The following is a 19,164-nucleotide window of genomic DNA, read 5'->3' on the forward strand; positions in this document are numbered from 1 at the left end:
CTCTTTCAATAGTCTTAGTTGTTCAATAAATTGATACTTCAAAAGTAGTAATTGGTAGTTACAATATTTGTATATAAAAACACTTAGCTAATTTACAAAACAGTTGCGTTTTCAGAAGCAGAAATGATGTTAGCACAACGCTAGCGAGCCTTCTCCCTTGGCGTTAGCCTCTCCCTTTGGGAGAAGGGGAGACGCTAAAAGCGAACGAGCGTAACTGCTGTTAGCGCAGCGTTCGCGTAGCGTCTCCCAAAAAGCAGAACAGCGCGAACGCATCTAAATATTGAATATTGAATGCTCATGGTATGATTGTGAATTGTTGGAGGACACCGTACTCCCAACGGACTTTTAAAGATGTATTATTAACATAACCTGAGTTCGGGATAAGGAAAGGGACAGGTAAAACGCTGCGAAAGCCAGCCTCAATCGCTAGATTTGTCTCCTTTTGCTGCACCCTCTTGACAAATGTGCCATTACCTTAACCTCTCACCAGACAAAGTTAAATGGAAGATGCCGCTAAATGGTCGGCAACTGGTCTTGAAAACCAGGGTATAGGCAACTGTAGGGGTTCGATTACTCCATCTTCCACCTTCCACCTGAAGCCGAAAAGCGAGGCGCTGTGCTGATGCTAAATGTTGATCAACTTTCGTTTGGATCAACATTTAGCATCAGCAAAAGTATGAAGAGCAACAGTTTGACAATCCAATGACTGATAGCAACTCCCAAAATGATGCAGATCAGCCCGATGACTACTACTAAAACGCGCCACGCATCGTCAGAGATAGTTTTCAAGCCCCGGCAAGAGATGACTACACCAATCGTAACTAGAGCCAAGCCTATTATTGTCTCTCGCATCATCTCTTCCAGTTCTCGATAACTGAAGGCATAGAGACAATACCACCGGATGGATTGCAGAATGACCTCAGGCAGGAAGTTATACTAATTTATAATTCGTAATGACGCTTGCGGACTTGCTACCGCTACGCTAACGTAATTCGTAATTAAGACATATCGAAAAAGGTATGATAAAGGCTGTTTACTCGAACCTATCCCACTAATAATATTTGTGCTGCAAAGCTTAAGTGAATTGAGAACTTAAAACGAAAAATCAAGGTTTTCAAGCACATTTTACGAACAGAAGTAGGGATTTTGAGAATAGTGGGATAGGTTCTCATAGTCTTTAAGGATGGGAGACTTTCCTTTAACTTGAGGTAGGAGCCAGCCAGAGGGCTAAGTTTCGCACATAGGCTTTAATATGTTCAAGGGCTTGTGGGTTTTGCTTCATCCCATCTCCAGGGGGTTCGGTTACAAAGCTAGGTGCGCCCATATCAACATCCCAATTGTAGTCGGCGAAATGGTGGAAGCTTGATTCAGCGATCGCACGTCCTAAAATATTTCCTTGTTCATCCTGCGTACTTTCAAAAGCAACTACTAAGTTGAAGTCCCGACCGGAGACTGAGCTTGTACCCAAGGCAATTACTCGTGCATTCTTCTCGTTTGCAGGCACACCTACGGCTCCTTCATGGGGATGAGCCGGAAAGAATTCAATCTCCTCAGAAGGTGATGTAGGATTCTTGAGTAAGTCATGAATAGGTTCTATGAGAGTAATTTTCTCGTAGTCACCATTTAACCCAGAATGGAAGTTGGGCCAGGAAATATACTTAGTGTAGATGTCATCAGGGTAGTGGTGCGAGGGATCGGGATCGGGATTCTTACTGTGAAAGTAATGGGCTGCGCCGACACCACCAAGATTGCAAACCGAACAACCTACATCCTGATGGTCACGGCTGACCAATAAACCGCCGCCGCGCTGACGGAAGGCACTGATGCTCTGACACTCTTTTGGAGTTATGCCATCCCCTACATCCACAGCAAACAGCCACAGTTCATCAAAATCTGAATTATCCAGCGTACTTAAAACTGGATCGTTTTTTTCAGCAGTATTTTCTCGATCCCTTGCTGTTACCTGGTACAGGGGTTCCCCAATGTCACTTTTCAACGAAGCTAAATAGTCCTTTAGCAAAGAAAATCGCCCAATATACCAATCATCTTCATTGGTGGGAATTGTTGTCTGTAACAGAATTTGAATCGGTTTAGTCATGATCTCACTCCCTAGGGTTCCTCTTGCAGCATGAGCTAATTACTAGATCAACGTGGGAATTGTAGCGAGATAATCTAAGCAAAAAATGAGGACGTTTAAAGACCAATGCTTTTGTGAAAGCAGAGATAAGTGTTTCTAAACGCAATTTAGTATCAGTATCTGCTCAGATTTTCCTTAGATTTGCCAACTAACGTTAGGGCAGATTCGTTAAGAAGATAAGGAAATGGGAAAAATTGGACAAATCCTAGATTCAGGCTTGGTTAACTGATTCGTCTTTGTAGAGAGGTATAAGACCTATGGTTAACAAAATTGTAACTACATTTGAACAAGACCATAACCGACCAGAATCAAAAGAATTTTATTGGAAACATTTTCTCTATAGTCTAGTTTGGCTGACGGTGCTAATGCTGGGATATGGAGGATTGGGATGGACTCTCTGGCTCGATCGCCATTTCTCGACGATTGCAATACCGATGTTCATTTTGGCAATTGCCGCAGTCCGTGCCTGCATACTCACTGGTTTTCCCGTCTGGGCGGGATTGTTATCTCTCACATTCGGTTTTGCATGGATTCTAACTGGAGCATCGATATCAAGCGGATTATTGGGCTGGGCAATAGCGATCGCTCTATCCTGGATTGGCATTTTTACTCTGGATGTGGCATTAGACCAGTCTGTCGAACATTTGTTGCTAATAGAGTTTAGCCGAACTGAGGTTTTCCTGATTCTAACAGCCGTCTGCGCTACTGGCGCTATTGCGGGATGGATACTCCCAATTTTTCTCACTTGAATACAGGGCATGTTATGGAACTGGGAATGATAGGACTAGGACGAATGGGAGCTAACATGGCACACCGTCTAACCCAGGCTGGACATAGCGTCATTGGCTACACTCGTCAGCCACAAAAAGCAGAGGTGCTGGTTCAGGAAGGAGCGATCGCCCGTGGTGTAACATCATTCGTTGAACTCATCGAAGCACTCACGCCACCCCGCGCCGTCTGGCTGATGCTACCCGCAGCGACAGTAGATGCTACCCTACACACTCTCATGCCGTTTCTAGACGCTGACGACATTATCATTGATGGTGGCAATTCTCACTACATTGATGACATTCGTCGTGCAGATCAATTAAAAGTCAAAGGAATTGAATACATTGATTGTGGAACTAGCGGTGGCATTTGGGGGGCAGAACGCGGCTACTGTCTCATGATTGGTGGCGCATTGGCGGTGGTGAAATATCTTAACCCCATCTTTGCAGCGCTGGCTCCTGGTGTATCAGCTGCACCGCACACCCCTGGTCGTGAGTTAATGGGGGGAACAGCTGAACAGGGCTATTTGCATTGTGGCTCTCACGGTGCAGGGCACTTTGTCAAAATGGTTCACAACGGCATTGAATACGGCATCATGGCAGCTTATGCCGAAGGGTTGAACATTCTTCACCATGCCAATATTGGCAAACAGTTGCATCAAGTCGATGCAGAAACGGCTCCCTTGCGAAATCCGGAATTCTACCAATACGACTTTAATCTCGCAGATATAGCAGAGGTGTGGCGCAGGGGGAGCGTGATTAGTTCTTGGTTACTTGATTTAATCGCGATCGCCCTTCTCAAAGACCCCGACTTAGCCAACTTCGAGGGGCGCGTATCTGACTCTGGAGAAGGTCGATGGACACTAATGGCAGCCATTGAAGAAGGAGTTCCTGTTCCCGTCCTTAGTACAGCCCTCTACACACGATTTAGCTCTCGCGGTCAATCAGACTTTGCAAATAAACTCATCTCTGCGTTGCGCTACGAGTTTGGTGGGCATCTCGAAAAATGACACGGGGACGCGGGGACGCGGGGATTTTAATCAGCTTTCTTCCCCTCTGCTCCCCTGCTCCCCTGCTCCCCTGCCCCCCTGCCCCCTGCTTCCCCTCTCCGCGTCGATATGGAGGTTAATCATGGCAGCTTTACTCTCCGATGCCCTGGTATTTTTTGGGATCACAAGTGATTTAGGTTACAAAAAAATCTTTCCTGCCTTACAGGCGATGATTCAGCGCGGTCATTTTGACATCCCGATTATTGGAGTGGGTAGGCGAGATTGGAGCATCGAACAATTACGATCTTATGTGCGTAAGAGCCTGGAGGAACAGGTAGGCGTTGATGAGGCAGCTTTCCAGAAACTGTGTTCATTACTTTACTATATTTTTGGTGATTATAGCGATCGCGCCACCTATGATAAATTATGCCAGGTACTCCAAATAGCTGAAGCTCCTCTGTATTACTTAGCCATTCCTGCCAGTTTGTTTGCGACGGTTGTCGAAGGGTTAGGTCAATCAAGTTGTGTAAAGAATGGTCGCGTTATGGTAGAAAAACCCTTTGGACGCGATCTAGAATCGGCTAGAATACTGAACTGCATTTTGCACTCTATCTTTCCCGAAAGTCATATTTTTCGGATTGACCATTACTTGGGAAAAGAACCAGTCCAAAACCTTCTCTACACTCGCTTCGCCAATTCATTACTCGAACCGATTTGGCATCGCGTCAGTATTGCCAGCATCCAAATCACGATGGCTGAAAAATTTGGCATCGATGGACGGGGACAGTTTTATGAAGAGACAGGCGCTATTCGGGATGTGGTGCAAAATCATCTACTTCAGGTGACGGCGTGTTTAATGATGGACTCACCCATCAACGAGCAGCATGAAGCCATCCGAGATGAAAGAGCGCGATTGCTCAAATCCATAGATCCAATCGAACCCTCAAATGTAGTGCGCGGGCAGTACAAGGGCTATCGCCAAGAACCTGGTGTAGCTCCTGATTCCAAGGTCGAAACCTTCGCGGCGGTTAAGCTCAACATTGATACTTGGCGCTGGGCTAGCGTTCCGATTTACATTCGTGCAGGCAAATGTTTACCGAGTACAACTACTGAAGTTGTGGTCAGGCTCAAGCGTCCGCCGCAGGATGTTTTTGGCGAGCGTGCCTTTGGATTAGCAAATTATTTCTACTTTCGTCTTAGTCCAAATGTGCTGACTGCGATCGGCATTCGCTCTAAAACCCCAGGCGACGGAATGGTGGGTAGCGAAGTCGGACTAGTCGCTCAAGTCGAGCATGGCAATGAGATGAATCCCTACGAGCGGCTTTTTGAAGATGCCATGAAAGGCGACTCCATGTTGTTTGCTCGCCAAGATGAGGTGGAAGCACAGTGGCAAATTGTCGCTCCTATCCTAGATCAAGCAACCCCTGTTTACGAATACGCACCCCATAGCTGGGGGCCTCCTTTGGCGGATAGCATGATTCCCCCCGACGGCGGTTGGCATAATCCTAATGAGACGTGATATCTTCCTATACTGTACTCGAAGAGTTGGTATTGGTTTTCAAGTTTACTCATTAATGCATCTCTCCCATGTCTCAAATCGCAATTATAGAAGCCTTCGCCGAACTAAATTTCCGGCAGTCCCATTTTTTTCATCACCTCTAGCAGCAGAACAACATCATCGATTCGTTCTGAAATTATTCGTTGGGGTATGTGTGCCATTTTTCACTCTTACCACCTAAAGTTACTTCACAACAAGTTTTTTGCTGGGACAAGGCTTGGCGAGTGCCTGTTTTCGGAAAGCTTGCTTCTTCACATATCCCCTATTTCATCAAATTCATTCTCGATTACGCGAACGGTGAGTATTAGATAGTCTTCATAGCGGTAGTAATAAAAATCTCACAGACTTGAGCGACGAGGAAAGGTGGTTTGCCCGTGAATACTTCCCGACGCTGATTGACGAAGCCGAATCATCGCCTGAAGATGCCTTAAATCACATAGCTGAGGTGGCTACAGTCCTTACTATGAGCAAGTTCCGGCGAATTGTGGATTTCTCCACGCCTCAAGTTAAAGCTGACTTACTGATGATTATCTTGCGTTGTCTCCCCACTGAAGTTTACTCAGACTTTGCCCCACTGTAAGCTGTAACTAACCCGACAGTGACCTGATAAAATTTATCGGTTTTCATTTCTACTGACCTATCAGTAGTAAAAGATGCTCTGCTTCATGATTGTGTACTTAATCATTAGGTGAGCGTCCGGTTCACTATGTCTTGTCACGCTTTTTGAACCCCAGAAAGAGCGTGAGTGCATTAAAATTATCCACTGAATCAAAAATTCAGTGGTGCTTCTAGGTCGTGAGTTCAAGCTACCACTGATTGTAACTGCGAATTGTGAATTGGTAATTGCGAATTGGATTGACAATCACAGCCTGTGTGACCACAGCCTTGCCCATTGGGATGATTATTGGCACATTCTTCTCCACAGTAAGCTTTACCATCTTTGATGACAGCATCAGTCACAGAAACAACGCATAGGCAAGATGGACAAGCACATTTCATTTGAGTAACGGTTGTAGTCATGGATAACATCAAATTTGTTTTGAAGTCATATTATTGAATTGTTTAATAAATAACCATCTGTCTCAAGTAACTATTAAGCTGCTTCAATAGCTATAATTTATACAACCTGATTTTTAACGGCTCTTTGCATCTGCATAATCAAATTTGGCTTTATGTCAGCCGTTTAAAAAGAAGTACCAGACAAGTTTTTTCTCATCTATTTACCCTCAAACAGATGCTTGAATTTTTACGCCAAGCCACAGACCGTAACTATGGACTAGCCTGCGAAATTTATTTACCGTCTGGCTGATTTTGGTCGTTTTACCACTTTTATTATAAGTTCGACTTATATTTGTTTTCTCGAAATCGGCTGTTGTACATTCCTGAAAAAACGGTATCATAAACTACTATTTTTTAGCGATGGCTACGCCCGCCGCAGGCATCGCCAAACTTTTCGGTCTACTGACAATTATCTATGTCATTTTTGAATCTTCTTTAGTTTTTATTAGGAAATAAGATGCGTTTCCCCTGGACTAACTCCTACCTTCTGCCTCCCAGCATCTCCTCAGATTTTCCTTAGATTTACCAACTAGCGTTAGTGTTCAAGTTCAGCAAACAATGTCTATGTTATGGAACTGGGTGGGAGCCAACATGCCACTCTAATGTAGGCTGGGTCATACATTGGCGCACCGCAAGGTTCTACCTATGTCCGTCCCGGTGATGTTTTAATCTTATATGGTCGCTTTGCTGCGTTCAGTGAGCTTGATTCACAACAAGCGGGAATTTTGGGAGAATATGCTCACAAAGATGCGATGGGCTACGCCCCACCGTAGGCGATCGCAAATCAGCAGAGACTCCTTTGAGAACACGATCATCAAGATTCATAAATACCAGTTTCCACCTATCAGTCTGCCAAAAAAAGTTAAAAGTCAAACGTTAAGTGTGAGTTCATAAAGCACCGAAAAGTCAAATCATGACTACACAGAACATAACAACTTTGTCATCATCTCCAGCCCAGACCGAATTAAAAACCTCAGGTTATCAAGGCTGTCAATCAAGGAGTCTGCACGACTCGGAAATACCCGAAGTGGATTTGTTTACTCCACTAATAATTCGAGATATCACCTTGCCAAGTCGCGTGGCGATGTCACCAATGTGTCAATACTCAGCAGAGAATGGATTTGCTAACGATTGGCACTTCGTCCACTTAGGGAGTCGGGCTGTGGGAGGAACTGGTCTGATTATGGTTGAAGCGACAGCCGTAACACCCCAAGGACGGATTACACTTGGCGACCTTGGGCTTTGGGACGACGAGCAAATCGAGCCACTAACTCGCATTGTGCGCTTCCTTCGCCAACAGGGATCTGTTACAGGGATTCAATTAGCCCATGCTGGAAGGAAGGCAAGTTGCAATGTTCCTTGGTTGGGCGGTACGCCACTGACACCTGAACAAGGAGGTTGGCAGCCTGTCGCACCTAGCCCAATTCCTTTTCAAGAGAACGCTCCTGTACCGATATCCCTCGATGAGCGTGGTATTCAAGAAGCGATCTTCGCGTTCGTTGCAGCAGCGCAGCGTGCCCTGCAAGTAGGTTTTCAAATGATTGAAATCCACGCAGCACATGGATACTTATTGCATTCTTTTCTTTCACCACTCAGTAATCGCCGAACAGATCGTTACGGCGGTTCGTTGGAGAACCGAATGCGTTTATTACTGGAGGTAGTAAGGCGAGTACGAGATGTTTTGCCCAACGGGATGCCGCTTTTTGTACGCATCTCCGCTACCGATTGGGTAGAAGGAGGTTGGGATCTCCAGCAATCAATCATATTGTCCCGTGAACTAAAGACTCTAGGCGTTGATTTGATCGATGTTTCAACAGGAGGTTTAGTACCCCATGCCAGAATTCCTGTGGAGAAAGGCTATCAAGTCCCTTTTGCTGCCAAAATCCGAGAAGAGGCTGGGATCATGACAGGAGCTGTGGGGCTGATAAATGAGGCTGAGTATGCCGACCAAATAATTACTCGTGGGTGTGCAGATTTGGTTCTCATCGGTCGAGAATTACTCCGCAATCCATACTGGTCGATTTATGCCCGTTGTAGCTTGGATGAAGAACCTAATTGGCCTGTGCCTTACGGTTATGCAGTTAAACGACAGAGAAGGTGAAAAATTTGGCGTTGCACAACAGTGGGATCAACTAGAGAAGGCAGGGGCATCAGTGAGAGGTTAAGGTAATTGCACATTTGTCAAGAGGGTGCAGGAAAAGGCGATAAATCAAGCTTGGAGACTGGCTTTGGCAGGGCTTTGACTACTCCTAAGTCTTGATTTTCTGGGGCAGCAAAGTACTTAATCGGGTCAAATATATTAGGACTAGCCCTTTCAAGGTGGCCAACGAAGATACGTTGTTTCAGTGCTACCATCTTGAATCCTTCGCTCAGATTTTGGGCTTCTTGAAGGTTGAAATAACCAATTCTCGTTCTAAATCTCACCACCTTGAAAGGGCTAGTCCTACTACCGTGAAATGCTAGAAACAGAGCGAGAGTTGGCAGATGTGGCAGAGCACATGCTGATGGGAGTTGCGACTCGATATGGCAAAGCAGTGTAGAGTACGGCATGGCGGGAGGAGTTCCTAAGAACCAGCGCCGCAAGGGACTGCGAGGCGAGTCGTCAACTTCCAGTTCACAGCAACCGTCATTTGTTGCCAGTGTGGACAGCAACGGGAATGGAAAAAAATCAGCAGCAACAAGTTAGGATGTGCGCTATTCCTCAAAATTTTGTCAACAAACTTAAACTACCGTCCCCACCAGGAATCAAACACAGGACTTACGCAAAAATCGCCACAAAGCTTAATTTATCGTTCGCGTAGCGTGCCGGAGGCATACCGCCATCGCGCTTCGCGTCTCGAAGAGAAGAACGCCGAGAATTCATAGAGCGTGCGTAAGTCCTAAAACAGCTTAACGCTTGCCTTCAATGGCGATCGCAGTCCGTCCCCAAGAAGGCATATTTAGGCGCTTAACCATTGTTAATCTTGGTATTTGACAAAAAAGCGGAAGTAGCCCCCGCCCATTTTTCGATGCCGTTCCATCTATTTACTGAGTCTACAGCAGCAAGTCAAAAATGCTGAAGGCGCGCTCCCACTGCATCGTCTGGGGGTTCTTGAGATCAGGATCGATGATCTTGAAGGTGCGGGCAAGTGCCACACTAAGTCCACCCACGATGTCTGGAAGCCGTGCCTCGGTCTCTTTACTGTAGTCCAGGTCGAGCAGTGGCCGCGTCGTCATGTAATCCAGTATGGGCTTTAGCTCAATCTCCTCGTTGATCTCCTTGAAGTTGTGAATTCTCTCCTCCAGTCCCTTTGTAATAGGTACATCAAAAGGTTCGATGATGTCGCGCCCGTTTGCCTTCGCCGTAGCCTGGCCACGAAGGAGAAGATCGTAGGTTTTATGATTGACGAAGTCGCTGTAACGCTTAAGGTCGTTCTTGTCCACGTCTAGACCTGCCACAGTGCGGAAGAAGCGCTCGAACTTAGAAATACTGATTACCGACATGATTTAAATCCTCTTTGAGAACATTAAACAACCTCAGTGTTTAACGGTTGAATTGAGCAGATGCTAATAACCTTGAACTTAGTACTGACGGCTCTCTTCAGTCCGCTCCAATGAGGTTTTATTTCAATACAGTTCGGTTAATAGTAGCCGCACCCTTTAGCCTGTGAGCTAAATCTCACAACCAATCACATTTGCAGTGCTTTGCAACTCAGCCGATATCTGCAACTATCAGTACATCCCACCATCGTACTCAATTAAGCTGAACCTCAACAGAAATTCTTGCACGCCCGGTTTTTGCCATACAACTGTTTTGCAACTTCCATGATTTCCTCAGAAAGTCCTTAGATTTTTTGGTTAAGGTAATAAGTACTGAGCAGTACCAATCAATATTTTTGACAAAAAAGGTAGGAGACATACTGCGGGGTACAGAAGAAAGATGACAAAAACTTTAGTTGTGGGTTTAAAGCCCACTCACTAATGTACCTACAGCCTAGGCTGTTGACTCTGTACCCTTTAGCCCGTAAGACTTCATGCAAAAAATGTGTCGCCTGTTTTTGATCTAAACTGCCTGAAACAGACAGTTTAGGTCAAACAAAAAATAACACGAATAATTTTCCCAAAAATTCCCGAAAAATGCACAAAGTCAACAGCCTACCTACAGCCTCCTGCCTTCTCAACAGGAGAATAGCCTATGGCAGCCGTATCGCTGAGTATTTCGACAGTAAAACCATTGGGTGATGTCTGCGACGGGCTACGCCTACGCATCTTTATTAAGGTCGCGCAAGCGGAAGAAAAAACTGCTGGGGGAATTTTATTGCCCGACACCGCCAAAGAAAAGCCACAGATTGGAGAAGTGGTGCAAGTCGGCCCGGGGAAGCGTAATGAGGATGGATCTCGTCAGCCAATGGAAGTGAAAATTGGCGAGCGAGTTCTCTATTCCAGATATGCCGGAACCGACATTAAACTCGGTAGCGAAGAATACGTGTTGTTGTCTGAAAAAGATGTCCTGGCGATCGTGGAGTAAGCAGCTTTCAAAGGGACTGAGTATTGGGGAAAAGAGAGCAGGGGAGGCAGGGGGAGCAGGGGAAGCAGGGGGAGCAGGGGAAGCAGGGGGAGCAGGGGAAGCAGGGGGAGCAGGGGGAGCAGGGGGAGATAAAACTCCTAACTCCTAACTCTTGTACAGACGCGATTTATTGCGTCTCTATTCAGCACTACTGAAAACATCCTAATTAGTTATTCATAAGGACAACATTTCTATGGTAAAGACAATTCTGTACAAGGACACGGCCCGTTGGACATTGGAAAAAGGCTTTGACGCTCTGACCGAAGCCGTCGCTGTCACCCTCGGTCCCAAAGGGCGGAATATAGTTTTGGAGAAAAAATTTGGCGCTCCTCAAATCGTCAATGATGGAGTAACTATTGCCAAAGAAATTGAACTAGAAGATCCCGCTGAGAATACCGGGATTTCCTTGCTACGTCAAGCAGCCTCCAAGACAAACGATGTCGCGGGTGACGGAACCACCACTGCAATTGTGCTGGCTCACGCGATGCTTAAAGAAGGGCTACGCAACGTTACGGCTGGTGCCGATCCCCTGACGGTGAAACGGGGGATTGATAAAGCTACGGAATTCGTCATCGAAAAAATTAAAGAACACGCCCGTCCAATTAAAGATTCTAGGGACATTGAGCAGGTTGCAACCATTTCAGCGGGTAATGACCCCGAAGTGGGTCGGATTGTGGCTGAGGCGATGGAAAGAGTGGGCAAAGAAGGTGTGATCTCTCTGGAAGAAGGCAGATCCACAACGACCGAACTGGAAGTCACTGAAGGAATGCGCTTTGATAGAGGGTACGTTTCGCCTTACTTTGTGACTGATCCAGAGCGAATGGAGGCAGTGCTGGAAGAACCCCACATTTTAATCACCGATCGCAAGATTACAATGGTTCAAGATTTGGTGCCGATTCTGGAGCAAATTGCTCGCACGGGCAAACCCCTACTAATCATTGCGGATGACATTGAAAAAGAAGCCTTGGCAACTTTAGTTGTCAACCATTTGCGCGGTGTGCTGCGAGTCGCGGCGGTGAAGGCTCCCGGCTTTGGCGCTCAACGTAAAGCCATGCTGGAAGACATCGCGGCGCTCACAGGTGGTCAGGTGATTAGCGAAGATACGGGCTTGAAGCTAGAAAATGTTAGGTTAGAAATGCTTGGTAAAGCCCGGCGAGCGATCGTTACCAAAGACGACACAACCATCGTGGCAGAAGGCAACGAAGAAGCTGTCAAAGCTCGCATCGAACAAATTCGTCGCCAAATCCAAGAAGTTGAATCCTCCTACGATAAGGAAAAACTGCAACAACGGCTGGCGAAACTGGCAGGTGGTGTCGCGGTGATTAAGGTCGGTGCTGCCACCGAAACTGAACTCAAAGACCGCAAGCTACGTCTAGAAGATGCAATTAATGCCACCAAAGCCGCAGTTTAAGAAGGAATTGTGCCCGGTGGCGGTACAACAATAGCACACATTGCTCCCCAGCTTGAGGAATGGGCAAAGAGCCAAATGAAGGATGAAGAGTTGACGGGCACTATGATTGTGGCTCGCGCCCTTTATGCTCCACTACGTCGCATTGCTGATAATGCTGGTGCTAATGGTGCGGTGATTGTGGAGCGCGTCCGTGAACTGCCATTTGATGAGGGATACGATGCCGTTGCTAATAAATTTGTGAATATGTTCGAGGCGGGCATTGTCGATCCAGCGAAGGTGACTCGTAGTGCTTTGCAGAATGCTGCATCTATTGGTGGTATGGTGCTGACCACTGAGGGTGTTGTGGTAGAAAAACCTGACAAGCAGGCGAAAGCGCCAGCTGGTGTCGGCCCTGGTCCTGGCGAAGGCTTCGATTATTGAGGAGACTGGGTATTGGGGAGCCAGTCGCGTGCAAAGAGAAGTGCAGTCTTTGGGAGACACTGCGTTGCGGAGGTTCCTTCCGTTGTAGCATGTTTTCCAAAGCACTCCCTTAAGAGCAGGAGGTGACAACATGATCACAACAGCAACGGGCGAACTTAAGTAGATGGGCATAAGAAAACCAAACTATGTAAAGATAAGTAAATACGGAGAATGTATTTATATAAGGTAATTACTACATGGGCGCTCGTTTAAGGGTATTTTTAACTGGTGAGCAAGATCGAACTCTGTTAAATCTAAGAAATCTTGAGGTACCACAGAAGGTTAAAGATAGAGCAGAAGTAGTCAGGCTAAATGCACATGGCTGGTATGTAGAAAAAATAGCAGCCCACTTTGATTGGGATAAGCAAACAGTTAGAGATGTTTTGCACAAATGGAGAAAGCAGGGTTTAGAGGGTCTTTGGGAATTACCTGGTCGTGGATTAAAAGCCAAATGGAAAGAAGAGGATATCGTATTTTTGGAAGAATGCTTAAGAATTGAGCCACGCACATACAATAGTTCCCAATTATCAGAGAAGTTAAATACAGAGCGCAACGTGCAACTGAGTCCCGATAGATTAAGACGGGTACTAAAAAAAAGGGGATCAATTGGAAGCGAGCAAGGAAGAGTCACAAAGGGAACCAAGACCCGATAGCACGAGCTTCCAAGCAAGCAGACCTAGATATATTGGAATTATCTGCTGCTGCGGGAGACATAGACCTAAAATATTTGGATGAATCAGGGTTTTGTGTATGGAGCGAACCGGGTTATACCTATTACTTTAAAGGTGAGCAAAAACGCTTAGAGCAGACAAAACGTCGTGGTCGCAGATTAAGTATTATCGGATTTCTCCAACCAATAATCAGCTTTGTTTATGGTTTGGTGATTGGGGGTGTTAACCGCAAGTCTTATATCGAAATGATGGAAAAAGAAGCCCAAGAGGCATTGGAATTGGGACGCATAAGGGTAATTGTCCAGGATAACGGGCCAATACATAGGGGTAAACCACGCAATGAGGGTTTAATATGAGCATAACTACGTCCCATGCTGGGGAAGTTGGCTAAATTTTGGCACTTTTTATTAAATTCTCTAAATAGTTTTTCTCCTGCTTCCAGATTTCTTGGGAGAAAATAATCAGCAATTTCGTTTAAATCTCGACTTGCAGATGGTGAGATAATGTAATTACTCATTCTTGACCCTCACGCGCTTTTTGGAATCTGTCAAGTATTTGCATCACTACAGTTTCACCATCTAAACCTTCACCACGCTCAAGTTCTGCAATTGCAACATCAACTTTTTGCCGAGTTTCTTCTACCCATTCCTGATACTCCTTATCCGATTCTTCCAGCAATTTCAATGCTTTACTAATCACTTCCTCAGCATTTGCATATCTACCTGTAGCAAGTTGCGCTTGAATAAATTGCTCGATTTCTGGTTTAAGTGTGATATTCATAACTATTACCTCAGCTAAAAGAATGGATGCATTAACTTTGTTCTAACAATTTCGCCACATTCTCTGCAATTCTCTCCTCTAATTCCCTCGCTTCCAGATTCAAAACTTCCAATTCTTCATTCAACTCTTCCAACTTCTCAGCAAAAACAAAATCATCCACTACTCGTTCCGCAACACCTACATAACGTCCTGGGTTTAAACTCCATCCCTGCGCGGCGATTTCTTCTAAAGTTCCTACCTTACAAAGTCCAGGTACATCAATATATTGTCCTTGGGGGAATTTCTCCACCAGCAATGCTTGGCTACCATCGGTAGTCTCTACTGCTTCACCTCTGTACAACCTGACAATATTCGCCAAAAATTCAATCTGTTCTGCACTAAACTCTCTATGTGCGCGGTCAATTTGACGATAAATGTGCCTAGCATCCAGAAATAATACCTTATCTCTGCGGATAGTATCTGCTTTCCCCTTATCCAAAAACCACAAGGTACAGGGTAAAGTAACAGTGTCGAAAAAATTAGAACCAACAGCAATCATCACATCCACTGCATGGGATTGGATAAGTTTCTGCCGAATCTCTAATTCTGTACCTCGCGCATCACTGGCAGAATTCGCCATGACAAATCCTGCTCTACCTCTAGCATTTAATGCACTCCAGAAAAAATGAATCCACTGGTAATTACCATTATCTGCCTTGGGCATTCCAAATTTGGTAACACGCGGATCTCCCTTGATTTTTTCTTTATCCACCTTATCCACATTAAAAGGTGGGTTTGCCATTTCCCATAGGCGTTTTTCTAGGTCAGTAGTGTTAGCAGGCATAGTCAGACATCAGATTAGCAAATCTACTCATCATAGGATAGTTTGTGTGTTACCTACCACTCGGTGAGCTACCAAATTGAGCAGAAACTGCGAGATGATGACACCTCGGACACAAAATGGGCGATCGCCTTTTTTGATTTAATGCAGAATATGTTGTGTGCGATCGCACCAAGGAGAAATGCCAGAGAGCGATCGCGACTACACAGGAGATATTGTAAACAATAATATAGATAAAAATTTAGCTGAAGCTGCCGCAGAAATTCAATAATTACTCGAACAATTGGACAAATCCTACCCCACTAACACTACTACTGAAAAAATGACAGCAGCGTCCGAAGCTATCAGGCGCATAGAAAACAATTCTGAACTACATCGAAAAATCATTAGTGCGTTAAAAACAGGTAGTACACAAGCTATATCACAATTGCTCAATCATCCAGTAGCTACTTTTATAATCGCCGCATTTGAAGATTGGCAAAGCAATAAGGATGGTTAAATAAAAATTACTGATTTGATAATTGAGGTTTTTTTACTAGCACGTAACCTTCTCTTATAAACCCATACTTACCATACCAATTCGTCAATTCTTCTTTTATATTTTTTGATTTTAGGCAGAATTATGTTGTGTGCGATGTGTGATCGCACTAAGGAGAAATACCAGAATATGATCTGCGTGCGATCGCAGTTTCTGTATTAGCAACTAAATAGCAAGCATTTTCAGGGGATATCGCTAGTTTTTACAACAATTTCAATACATCGTCCAGTTTTTAGGGAATGGATTTTGCGATCGCTTATTCCCGGTATGATAGCTCTATATATTGTCACCCGTGCATTATTAAAGTTGTCGCTATGATTGCAGCCAAAACACCCACTCGCAGACACTGGGAACTGTTTGAGGTTTACAAAGCTAAGGTTGCTATCAAAATGGAGCCTGAAGAGTTCCTAAAGCATTGGGCTGTCAACTACGAAGAACTTGCCGAATTGTGTGGTCGTTCTAAAAGCACGGTAGCGCATTGGTTTTCCCAAGGTGAGCATCGTCGAGAACCCTCAGAATCTGACAAACGTCGACTAGCGGAAATTCATGCTCTGTGGATTCAATTTGAAAATGAACCTGCCCACCTCAGAGAGATATGGGCAAGAAAACGACGGCGCAAACAAGACACGAACTGTAATGATTAGTTGTCATCAGTGCATTATATTGTTGTCACCATGACAACATGAGCTTTATTGTGTGTCATAGCTTATTCCCACCTCTGTTAGGTGAATTATGATTACTCAAAGCTTTTTATCCAGCGTCGAAGAATCAAATGCAGCAGTCAATAGTCCAAGCGAGTTTCAGACTGTGCAAGGTAAAGAACCACTCAAACATCTGTTGATTGGTTCTTCTAAAGCTGTAACTAGCACAATCCACTACTTGCAGGTTATTGGCTATGCAGATGTTGGGGATTGGAGTCCTTTACTACCTAGTCCTAATCCTGGTGAAGTCATGAGCATTTTGAATAGACCTATTGTGGTGCAATAGGCACTATTACTTCGTGCAAGTCAACAATTGATGACTCCTAGCAGGGAGTCATTTTTTTAGTTTTTAAATTATTTTGTGTATGTTGTGTGTGATGTCTACGACGGGCTAGCGCCTACGCAGAATGAAGAAATCTTAGAAGATAACTGCAAAGTGCGATCGCTGTTTGTATTGCCAACTCCCATCAGTTCTTTTATAGTTAGTCCTTGTGAGGTAAGAAACCCTGTAGCTGTGCAACATTCAAATGCTCAAGTTCTAAAAGTTGCTTGCTAATATGTTCCATAAATCGCTCAAAGTTGGGACAGCCATGACACCCTTTATCCTGACCAGGAATAGTACATTGGCAAGTGCGAGCAGGAGGAATTTCTTTGAAGTAGTAGTTGCACCGAATACAGTAGCAAACGCGGTTTCCCTGACTCTGGTAGGAAGTTGCAGAACCTTTGCGATCGCATTTGGGGCATTTAGCTTTACTCAAGTCTTCAGGTTGCCACTCCTGCAAAACTAGTTGGGAAGCAACTTCAAACCTTAACTGTTTTAGTCGAAGAAGTTCAAGCACATTCATCATGGTTTTTCGCTGTGACAGAAGAGGTGTTTTGAAAAATGATGGATTCTATCCGACCATCACGGATGAAAATTCTATGTACTATGCGGCGATATATCTGAACCTTCTCATTGTTAGATAGCGATCGCCAAATTCCCAGGTTATTACCTACTTGAATAATCTCCTCAACAGTCTTGTCTTCAAGGTGCTTGGACTGAAAGAAATTGGTTTCCTCTTCAATCTGGCGTTGTAGTTCCGCCTTAAGTTCCTCTGCACCAGGGCTAAATCCAGGAAACTGCTCTAAAAAAGTGAGTTGTGCTTCTAGCTTTTGCAAACGCTCAGTTTTGAAGGGAACTACATCAGTTGTCTTATTATTCTCCTGACTAAGATGATGAGATTTCTCCAGTAATGCTGTAATCAGAGCTTCCTCAATATCAGGTTGTTTTACATTTTTGGAATTATTACAACCAATCCCAGAATGCCGACAGGCATAGTACCTATACTGCTTAGATGCGGTGTAAACTCCTTTATGAATACACCGAGAACCACACTCACCACAGTAAACTAAACCTATTTGATAAGCATAGGGACGATATTCTTCTTGACGGTGCTTAGTTCCAAATGCCCCAGCGCACATTTGAGTATTTGCTGCAATGATTCGCTGAATTTCTTCAGCTTCTCCATCTCTGAGAAGTCGCTGTTCAGGATGAGTATTGTATATTATCTGCCACTCTTCACGAGGTTTAAGCCTTCTTTTGCCATCAGCAGTTCGTTCATCCCTACCATAGCAAGTATGTCCATCCAAAATTGGATTCTGAAGCCATACTGACAAACCTCGTTTAGTCCAATGAAGAACTTTGTCTGTTCCATTAGACTTAGCTTTTGTTTTACAAACACCATACTTCTCAAAAATTTTCTTGATCGCAGGAGTAATACCTCTTACCTCAAGAAAAATCTCAATACAATCTCTGGCGATTTCAGCTATTGTTCGATGCGGCAAATGCTGGATTGCTTCCTCGTCCATAGAGTTACTATAAAAATCCCGGTAGTTTTCAGGTCGATCTGTCAGTAAACACAGAAAAGGAGTGAGATCCAAAAAATATTGGCGATCAATAACAACTAGACCGAAAGGACAAGAACCATTAGCCCAGACTTGTTTTCGTTGGTGTTCTTTACCTCGCTTAATCCGTTCTGAAAGTAAATCTACTTCCCATTCAGCTAGTACCCCTAGCATATTAAGCATGAGTTTTCCTTGTGGGGTACTCAAATCCATTTTTTGATCAAGAATCACCAGGTTAACATCATATTTTTGAAGCACATCAACAATTTTTCTCAGAGTAGGTAAAGAGCGAGTAATGCGATCAATTCTGGTAATAAAGACCGTCCGAATTTTACCCGCTTCAACAAGTCGTATCAATTCTTGATACTGGGTACGATCATCCTTTTTACCTTTCTCGATATCAGTGAGAATATGCTTTGCTCCTGCATCCTTTAGTCTAGCTATTTGTTGTTCTAACGCATTTGTATCCTCTGCTTGTTCACGGGAAGAGACACGAGCATAACCAATATCTAATCGTTCCATGTCTTCTTCAGTATTAATAGTAGAATTAGGTGGTTTATTAGATAATTCTACCAGCTTTTTTGTGCATATCCTATTTGAATGGGATATGCACAAAACCCTAAGATAAAGATTAGAATTTATTGAAAAGATATTATTTATCTTGATAAAAATAAAGTTTTTATATGATGGAATAATTGTTGTTAGATAATTCACTTTAAAAAACAAGTAGTGAATTATCGTTCTAACAGATAACTGTCTAGAGGAAAGTGAGTAACACATAAATTTGTTTTCCTTATGCAAAATGGACTTGACTAGGGATAACAAATTAATCGAAGAGAAAACG

The 19,164-nt window shown here is 44.3% G+C and carries 22 protein-coding genes, 1 tRNA gene and 4 pseudogenes; 16 read left to right on the plus strand and 11 right to left on the minus strand.

The genetic code is table 11. From position 1 onward, the window contains the following. Positions 1-502 precede the first annotated feature (502 nt). Positions 503-585: transfer RNA gene (locus tag ABF638_RS14040), tRNA-Ser, on the plus strand. Positions 586-636: 51 nt separating this feature from the next. Here the strand turns inward: ABF638_RS14040 and ABF638_RS14045 are convergent. Together ABF638_RS14045 and ABF638_RS14050 are read right to left on the minus strand one after the other, a co-directional pair. Then, entirely contained in the window at positions 637-855 is a 219-nt protein-coding gene (locus ABF638_RS14045) for a hypothetical protein (RefSeq protein ID WP_435023278.1), read from the minus strand. A 343-nt stretch (positions 856-1,198) separates the two neighbouring features. Further along, the gene (locus tag ABF638_RS14050) at positions 1,199-2,098 is read right to left on the minus strand and encodes a hypothetical protein (protein WP_435023279.1); all 900 of its coding nucleotides are present in this window, start codon (positions 2,096-2,098) and stop codon (positions 1,199-1,201) included. 296 nt (positions 2,099-2,394) lie between these two features. On the opposite strand from ABF638_RS14050, the gene ABF638_RS14055 reads away from it, so the two are divergent. The 4 genes from ABF638_RS14055 (at position 2,395) to ABF638_RS14070 (ending at position 6,031) form a co-directional block, all read left to right on the plus strand. Continuing rightward, positions 2,395-2,886, plus strand: coding sequence for a hypothetical protein (locus ABF638_RS14055; RefSeq protein WP_435023280.1), 492 nt, complete (start codon positions 2,395-2,397; stop codon positions 2,884-2,886). 14 nt (positions 2,887-2,900) lie between these two features. Beyond that, positions 2,901-3,914: a phosphogluconate dehydrogenase (NAD(+)-dependent, decarboxylating) gene (gene gnd / locus ABF638_RS14060; protein ID WP_435023281.1), complete on the plus strand. Its 1,014-nt coding sequence runs from the start codon at positions 2,901-2,903 to the stop codon at positions 3,912-3,914. Between the two features lie 121 nt (positions 3,915-4,035). Beyond that, positions 4,036-5,412, plus strand: a complete 1,377-nt coding sequence (zwf, locus tag ABF638_RS14065) for a glucose-6-phosphate dehydrogenase (RefSeq protein WP_435023282.1) — start codon at positions 4,036-4,038, stop codon at positions 5,410-5,412. Between the two features lie 385 nt (positions 5,413-5,797). Next, positions 5,798-6,031, plus strand: coding sequence for a hypothetical protein (locus tag ABF638_RS14070; protein ID WP_179075989.1), 234 nt, complete (start codon positions 5,798-5,800; stop codon positions 6,029-6,031). Positions 6,032-6,252: 221 nt separating this feature from the next. Here the strand turns inward: ABF638_RS14070 and ABF638_RS14075 are convergent, their stop codons facing one another. Together ABF638_RS14075 and ABF638_RS14080 are read right to left on the minus strand one after the other, a co-directional pair. Beyond that, on the minus strand, positions 6,253-6,471 hold the full coding sequence (locus ABF638_RS14075; protein ID WP_435023283.1) for a metallothionein: 219 nt from the start codon (positions 6,469-6,471) through the stop codon (positions 6,253-6,255). 732 nt (positions 6,472-7,203) lie between these two features. Continuing rightward, positions 7,204-7,335: a hypothetical protein gene (locus tag ABF638_RS14080; RefSeq protein WP_435023284.1), complete on the minus strand. Its 132-nt coding sequence runs from the start codon at positions 7,333-7,335 to the stop codon at positions 7,204-7,206. Positions 7,336-7,423: 88 nt separating this feature from the next. On the opposite strand from ABF638_RS14080, the gene ABF638_RS14085 reads away from it, so the two are divergent. After that, positions 7,424-8,611: an NADH:flavin oxidoreductase/NADH oxidase gene (locus ABF638_RS14085; RefSeq protein WP_435023285.1), complete on the plus strand. Its 1,188-nt coding sequence runs from the start codon at positions 7,424-7,426 to the stop codon at positions 8,609-8,611. An 80-nt stretch (positions 8,612-8,691) separates the two neighbouring features. On the opposite strand, the gene ABF638_RS14090 is transcribed toward ABF638_RS14085, so the two are convergent. Beyond that, the gene (locus tag ABF638_RS14090; protein WP_435023286.1) at positions 8,692-8,865 is read right to left on the minus strand and encodes a hypothetical protein; all 174 of its coding nucleotides are present in this window, start codon (positions 8,863-8,865) and stop codon (positions 8,692-8,694) included. Positions 8,866-8,957: 92 nt separating this feature from the next. Between ABF638_RS14090 and ABF638_RS14095 the strand changes: the two are divergent. Further along, positions 8,958-9,196: pseudogene (locus ABF638_RS14095) on the plus strand (hypothetical protein); the annotation flags it as partial. Between the two features lie 347 nt (positions 9,197-9,543). On the opposite strand, the gene ABF638_RS14100 reads toward ABF638_RS14095, so the two are convergent. Continuing rightward, positions 9,544-9,993: a DUF1931 family protein gene (locus ABF638_RS14100; RefSeq protein WP_016863622.1), complete on the minus strand. Its 450-nt coding sequence runs from the start codon at positions 9,991-9,993 to the stop codon at positions 9,544-9,546. A 691-nt stretch (positions 9,994-10,684) separates the two neighbouring features. On the opposite strand from ABF638_RS14100, the gene groES reads away from it, so the two are divergent. From groES to ABF638_RS14125, 5 genes and pseudogenes are all read left to right on the plus strand, one after another. After that, entirely contained in the window at positions 10,685-11,017 is a 333-nt protein-coding gene (gene groES, locus ABF638_RS14105; protein WP_435023287.1) for a co-chaperone GroES, read from the plus strand. After that, positions 10,995-11,165, plus strand: coding sequence for a hypothetical protein (locus tag ABF638_RS14110; protein ID WP_435023288.1), 171 nt, complete (start codon positions 10,995-10,997; stop codon positions 11,163-11,165). The genes groES and ABF638_RS14110 overlap by 23 nt, the downstream gene beginning before the upstream one ends. Positions 11,166-11,249: 84 nt before the next feature. Next, positions 11,250-12,887, plus strand: a pseudogene (groL, locus tag ABF638_RS14115) (chaperonin GroEL). A 236-nt stretch (positions 12,888-13,123) separates the two neighbouring features. Next, positions 13,124-13,354 (plus strand): annotated as a pseudogene (locus ABF638_RS14120) (helix-turn-helix domain-containing protein); the annotation flags it as partial. Then, positions 13,355-13,920 (plus strand): annotated as a pseudogene (locus ABF638_RS14125) (transposase); the annotation flags it as partial. On the opposite strand, the gene ABF638_RS14130 reads toward ABF638_RS14125, so the two are convergent. The 3 genes from ABF638_RS14130 to ABF638_RS14140 are packed head-to-tail and all read right to left on the minus strand — an operon-like array spanning position 13,833 to position 15,200. Further along, the gene (locus ABF638_RS14130) at positions 13,833-14,114 is read right to left on the minus strand and encodes a type II toxin-antitoxin system RelE/ParE family toxin (RefSeq protein WP_435023289.1); all 282 of its coding nucleotides are present in this window, start codon (positions 14,112-14,114) and stop codon (positions 13,833-13,835) included. The pseudogene ABF638_RS14125 and the gene ABF638_RS14130 sit on opposite strands and share 88 nt — an antisense overlap. Next, complete coding sequence (locus tag ABF638_RS14135; RefSeq protein WP_251958411.1) at positions 14,111-14,377, minus strand: type II toxin-antitoxin system ParD family antitoxin; 267 nt, start codon at positions 14,375-14,377, stop codon at positions 14,111-14,113. Before ABF638_RS14135 ends, ABF638_RS14130 begins: the two co-directional genes overlap by 4 nt. A gap of 31 nt (positions 14,378-14,408) precedes the next feature. Further along, positions 14,409-15,200 carry an N-6 DNA methylase gene (locus ABF638_RS14140; RefSeq protein ID WP_435023290.1) on the minus strand — a complete coding sequence of 264 codons (792 nt, stop codon included), beginning with the start codon at positions 15,198-15,200 and terminating at the stop codon, positions 14,409-14,411. Positions 15,201-15,263: 63 nt separating this feature from the next. Between ABF638_RS14140 and ABF638_RS14145 the strand changes: the two genes are divergently transcribed. The 4 genes from ABF638_RS14145 to ABF638_RS14160 all read left to right on the plus strand — a co-directional run bounded on the left by ABF638_RS14145 (position 15,264) and on the right by ABF638_RS14160 (position 16,722). Beyond that, positions 15,264-15,425, plus strand: coding sequence for a hypothetical protein (locus tag ABF638_RS14145; RefSeq protein ID WP_435023291.1), 162 nt, complete (start codon positions 15,264-15,266; stop codon positions 15,423-15,425). 94 nt (positions 15,426-15,519) lie between these two features. Then, positions 15,520-15,696: a hypothetical protein gene (locus tag ABF638_RS14150; protein WP_435023292.1), complete on the plus strand. Its 177-nt coding sequence runs from the start codon at positions 15,520-15,522 to the stop codon at positions 15,694-15,696. Positions 15,697-16,049: 353 nt separating this feature from the next. Then, positions 16,050-16,379: a hypothetical protein gene (locus tag ABF638_RS14155; protein WP_435023293.1), complete on the plus strand. Its 330-nt coding sequence runs from the start codon at positions 16,050-16,052 to the stop codon at positions 16,377-16,379. An 88-nt stretch (positions 16,380-16,467) separates the two neighbouring features. Further along, positions 16,468-16,722 (plus strand): hypothetical protein, encoded by a 255-nt coding sequence (locus ABF638_RS14160; protein ID WP_335182996.1) that lies wholly within the window; start codon positions 16,468-16,470, stop codon positions 16,720-16,722. A gap of 196 nt (positions 16,723-16,918) precedes the next feature. On the opposite strand, the gene ABF638_RS14165 is transcribed toward ABF638_RS14160, so the two are convergent. Together ABF638_RS14165 and xisF are read right to left on the minus strand one after the other, a co-directional pair. Beyond that, positions 16,919-17,284: a hypothetical protein gene (locus ABF638_RS14165; protein ID WP_435023294.1), complete on the minus strand. Its 366-nt coding sequence runs from the start codon at positions 17,282-17,284 to the stop codon at positions 16,919-16,921. Then, positions 17,268-18,842, minus strand: coding sequence for a fdxN element excision recombinase XisF (gene xisF / locus ABF638_RS14170; RefSeq protein ID WP_435023295.1), 1,575 nt, complete (start codon positions 18,840-18,842; stop codon positions 17,268-17,270). Before xisF ends, ABF638_RS14165 begins: the two co-directional genes overlap by 17 nt. Positions 18,843-19,164 lie beyond the last annotated feature (322 nt).

The sequence above is a fragment of the Nostoc sp. CALU 1950 genome, from assembly GCF_051172895.1.
Lineage (GTDB): Bacteria > Cyanobacteriota > Cyanobacteriia > Cyanobacteriales > Nostocaceae > Nostoc > Nostoc edaphicum_A.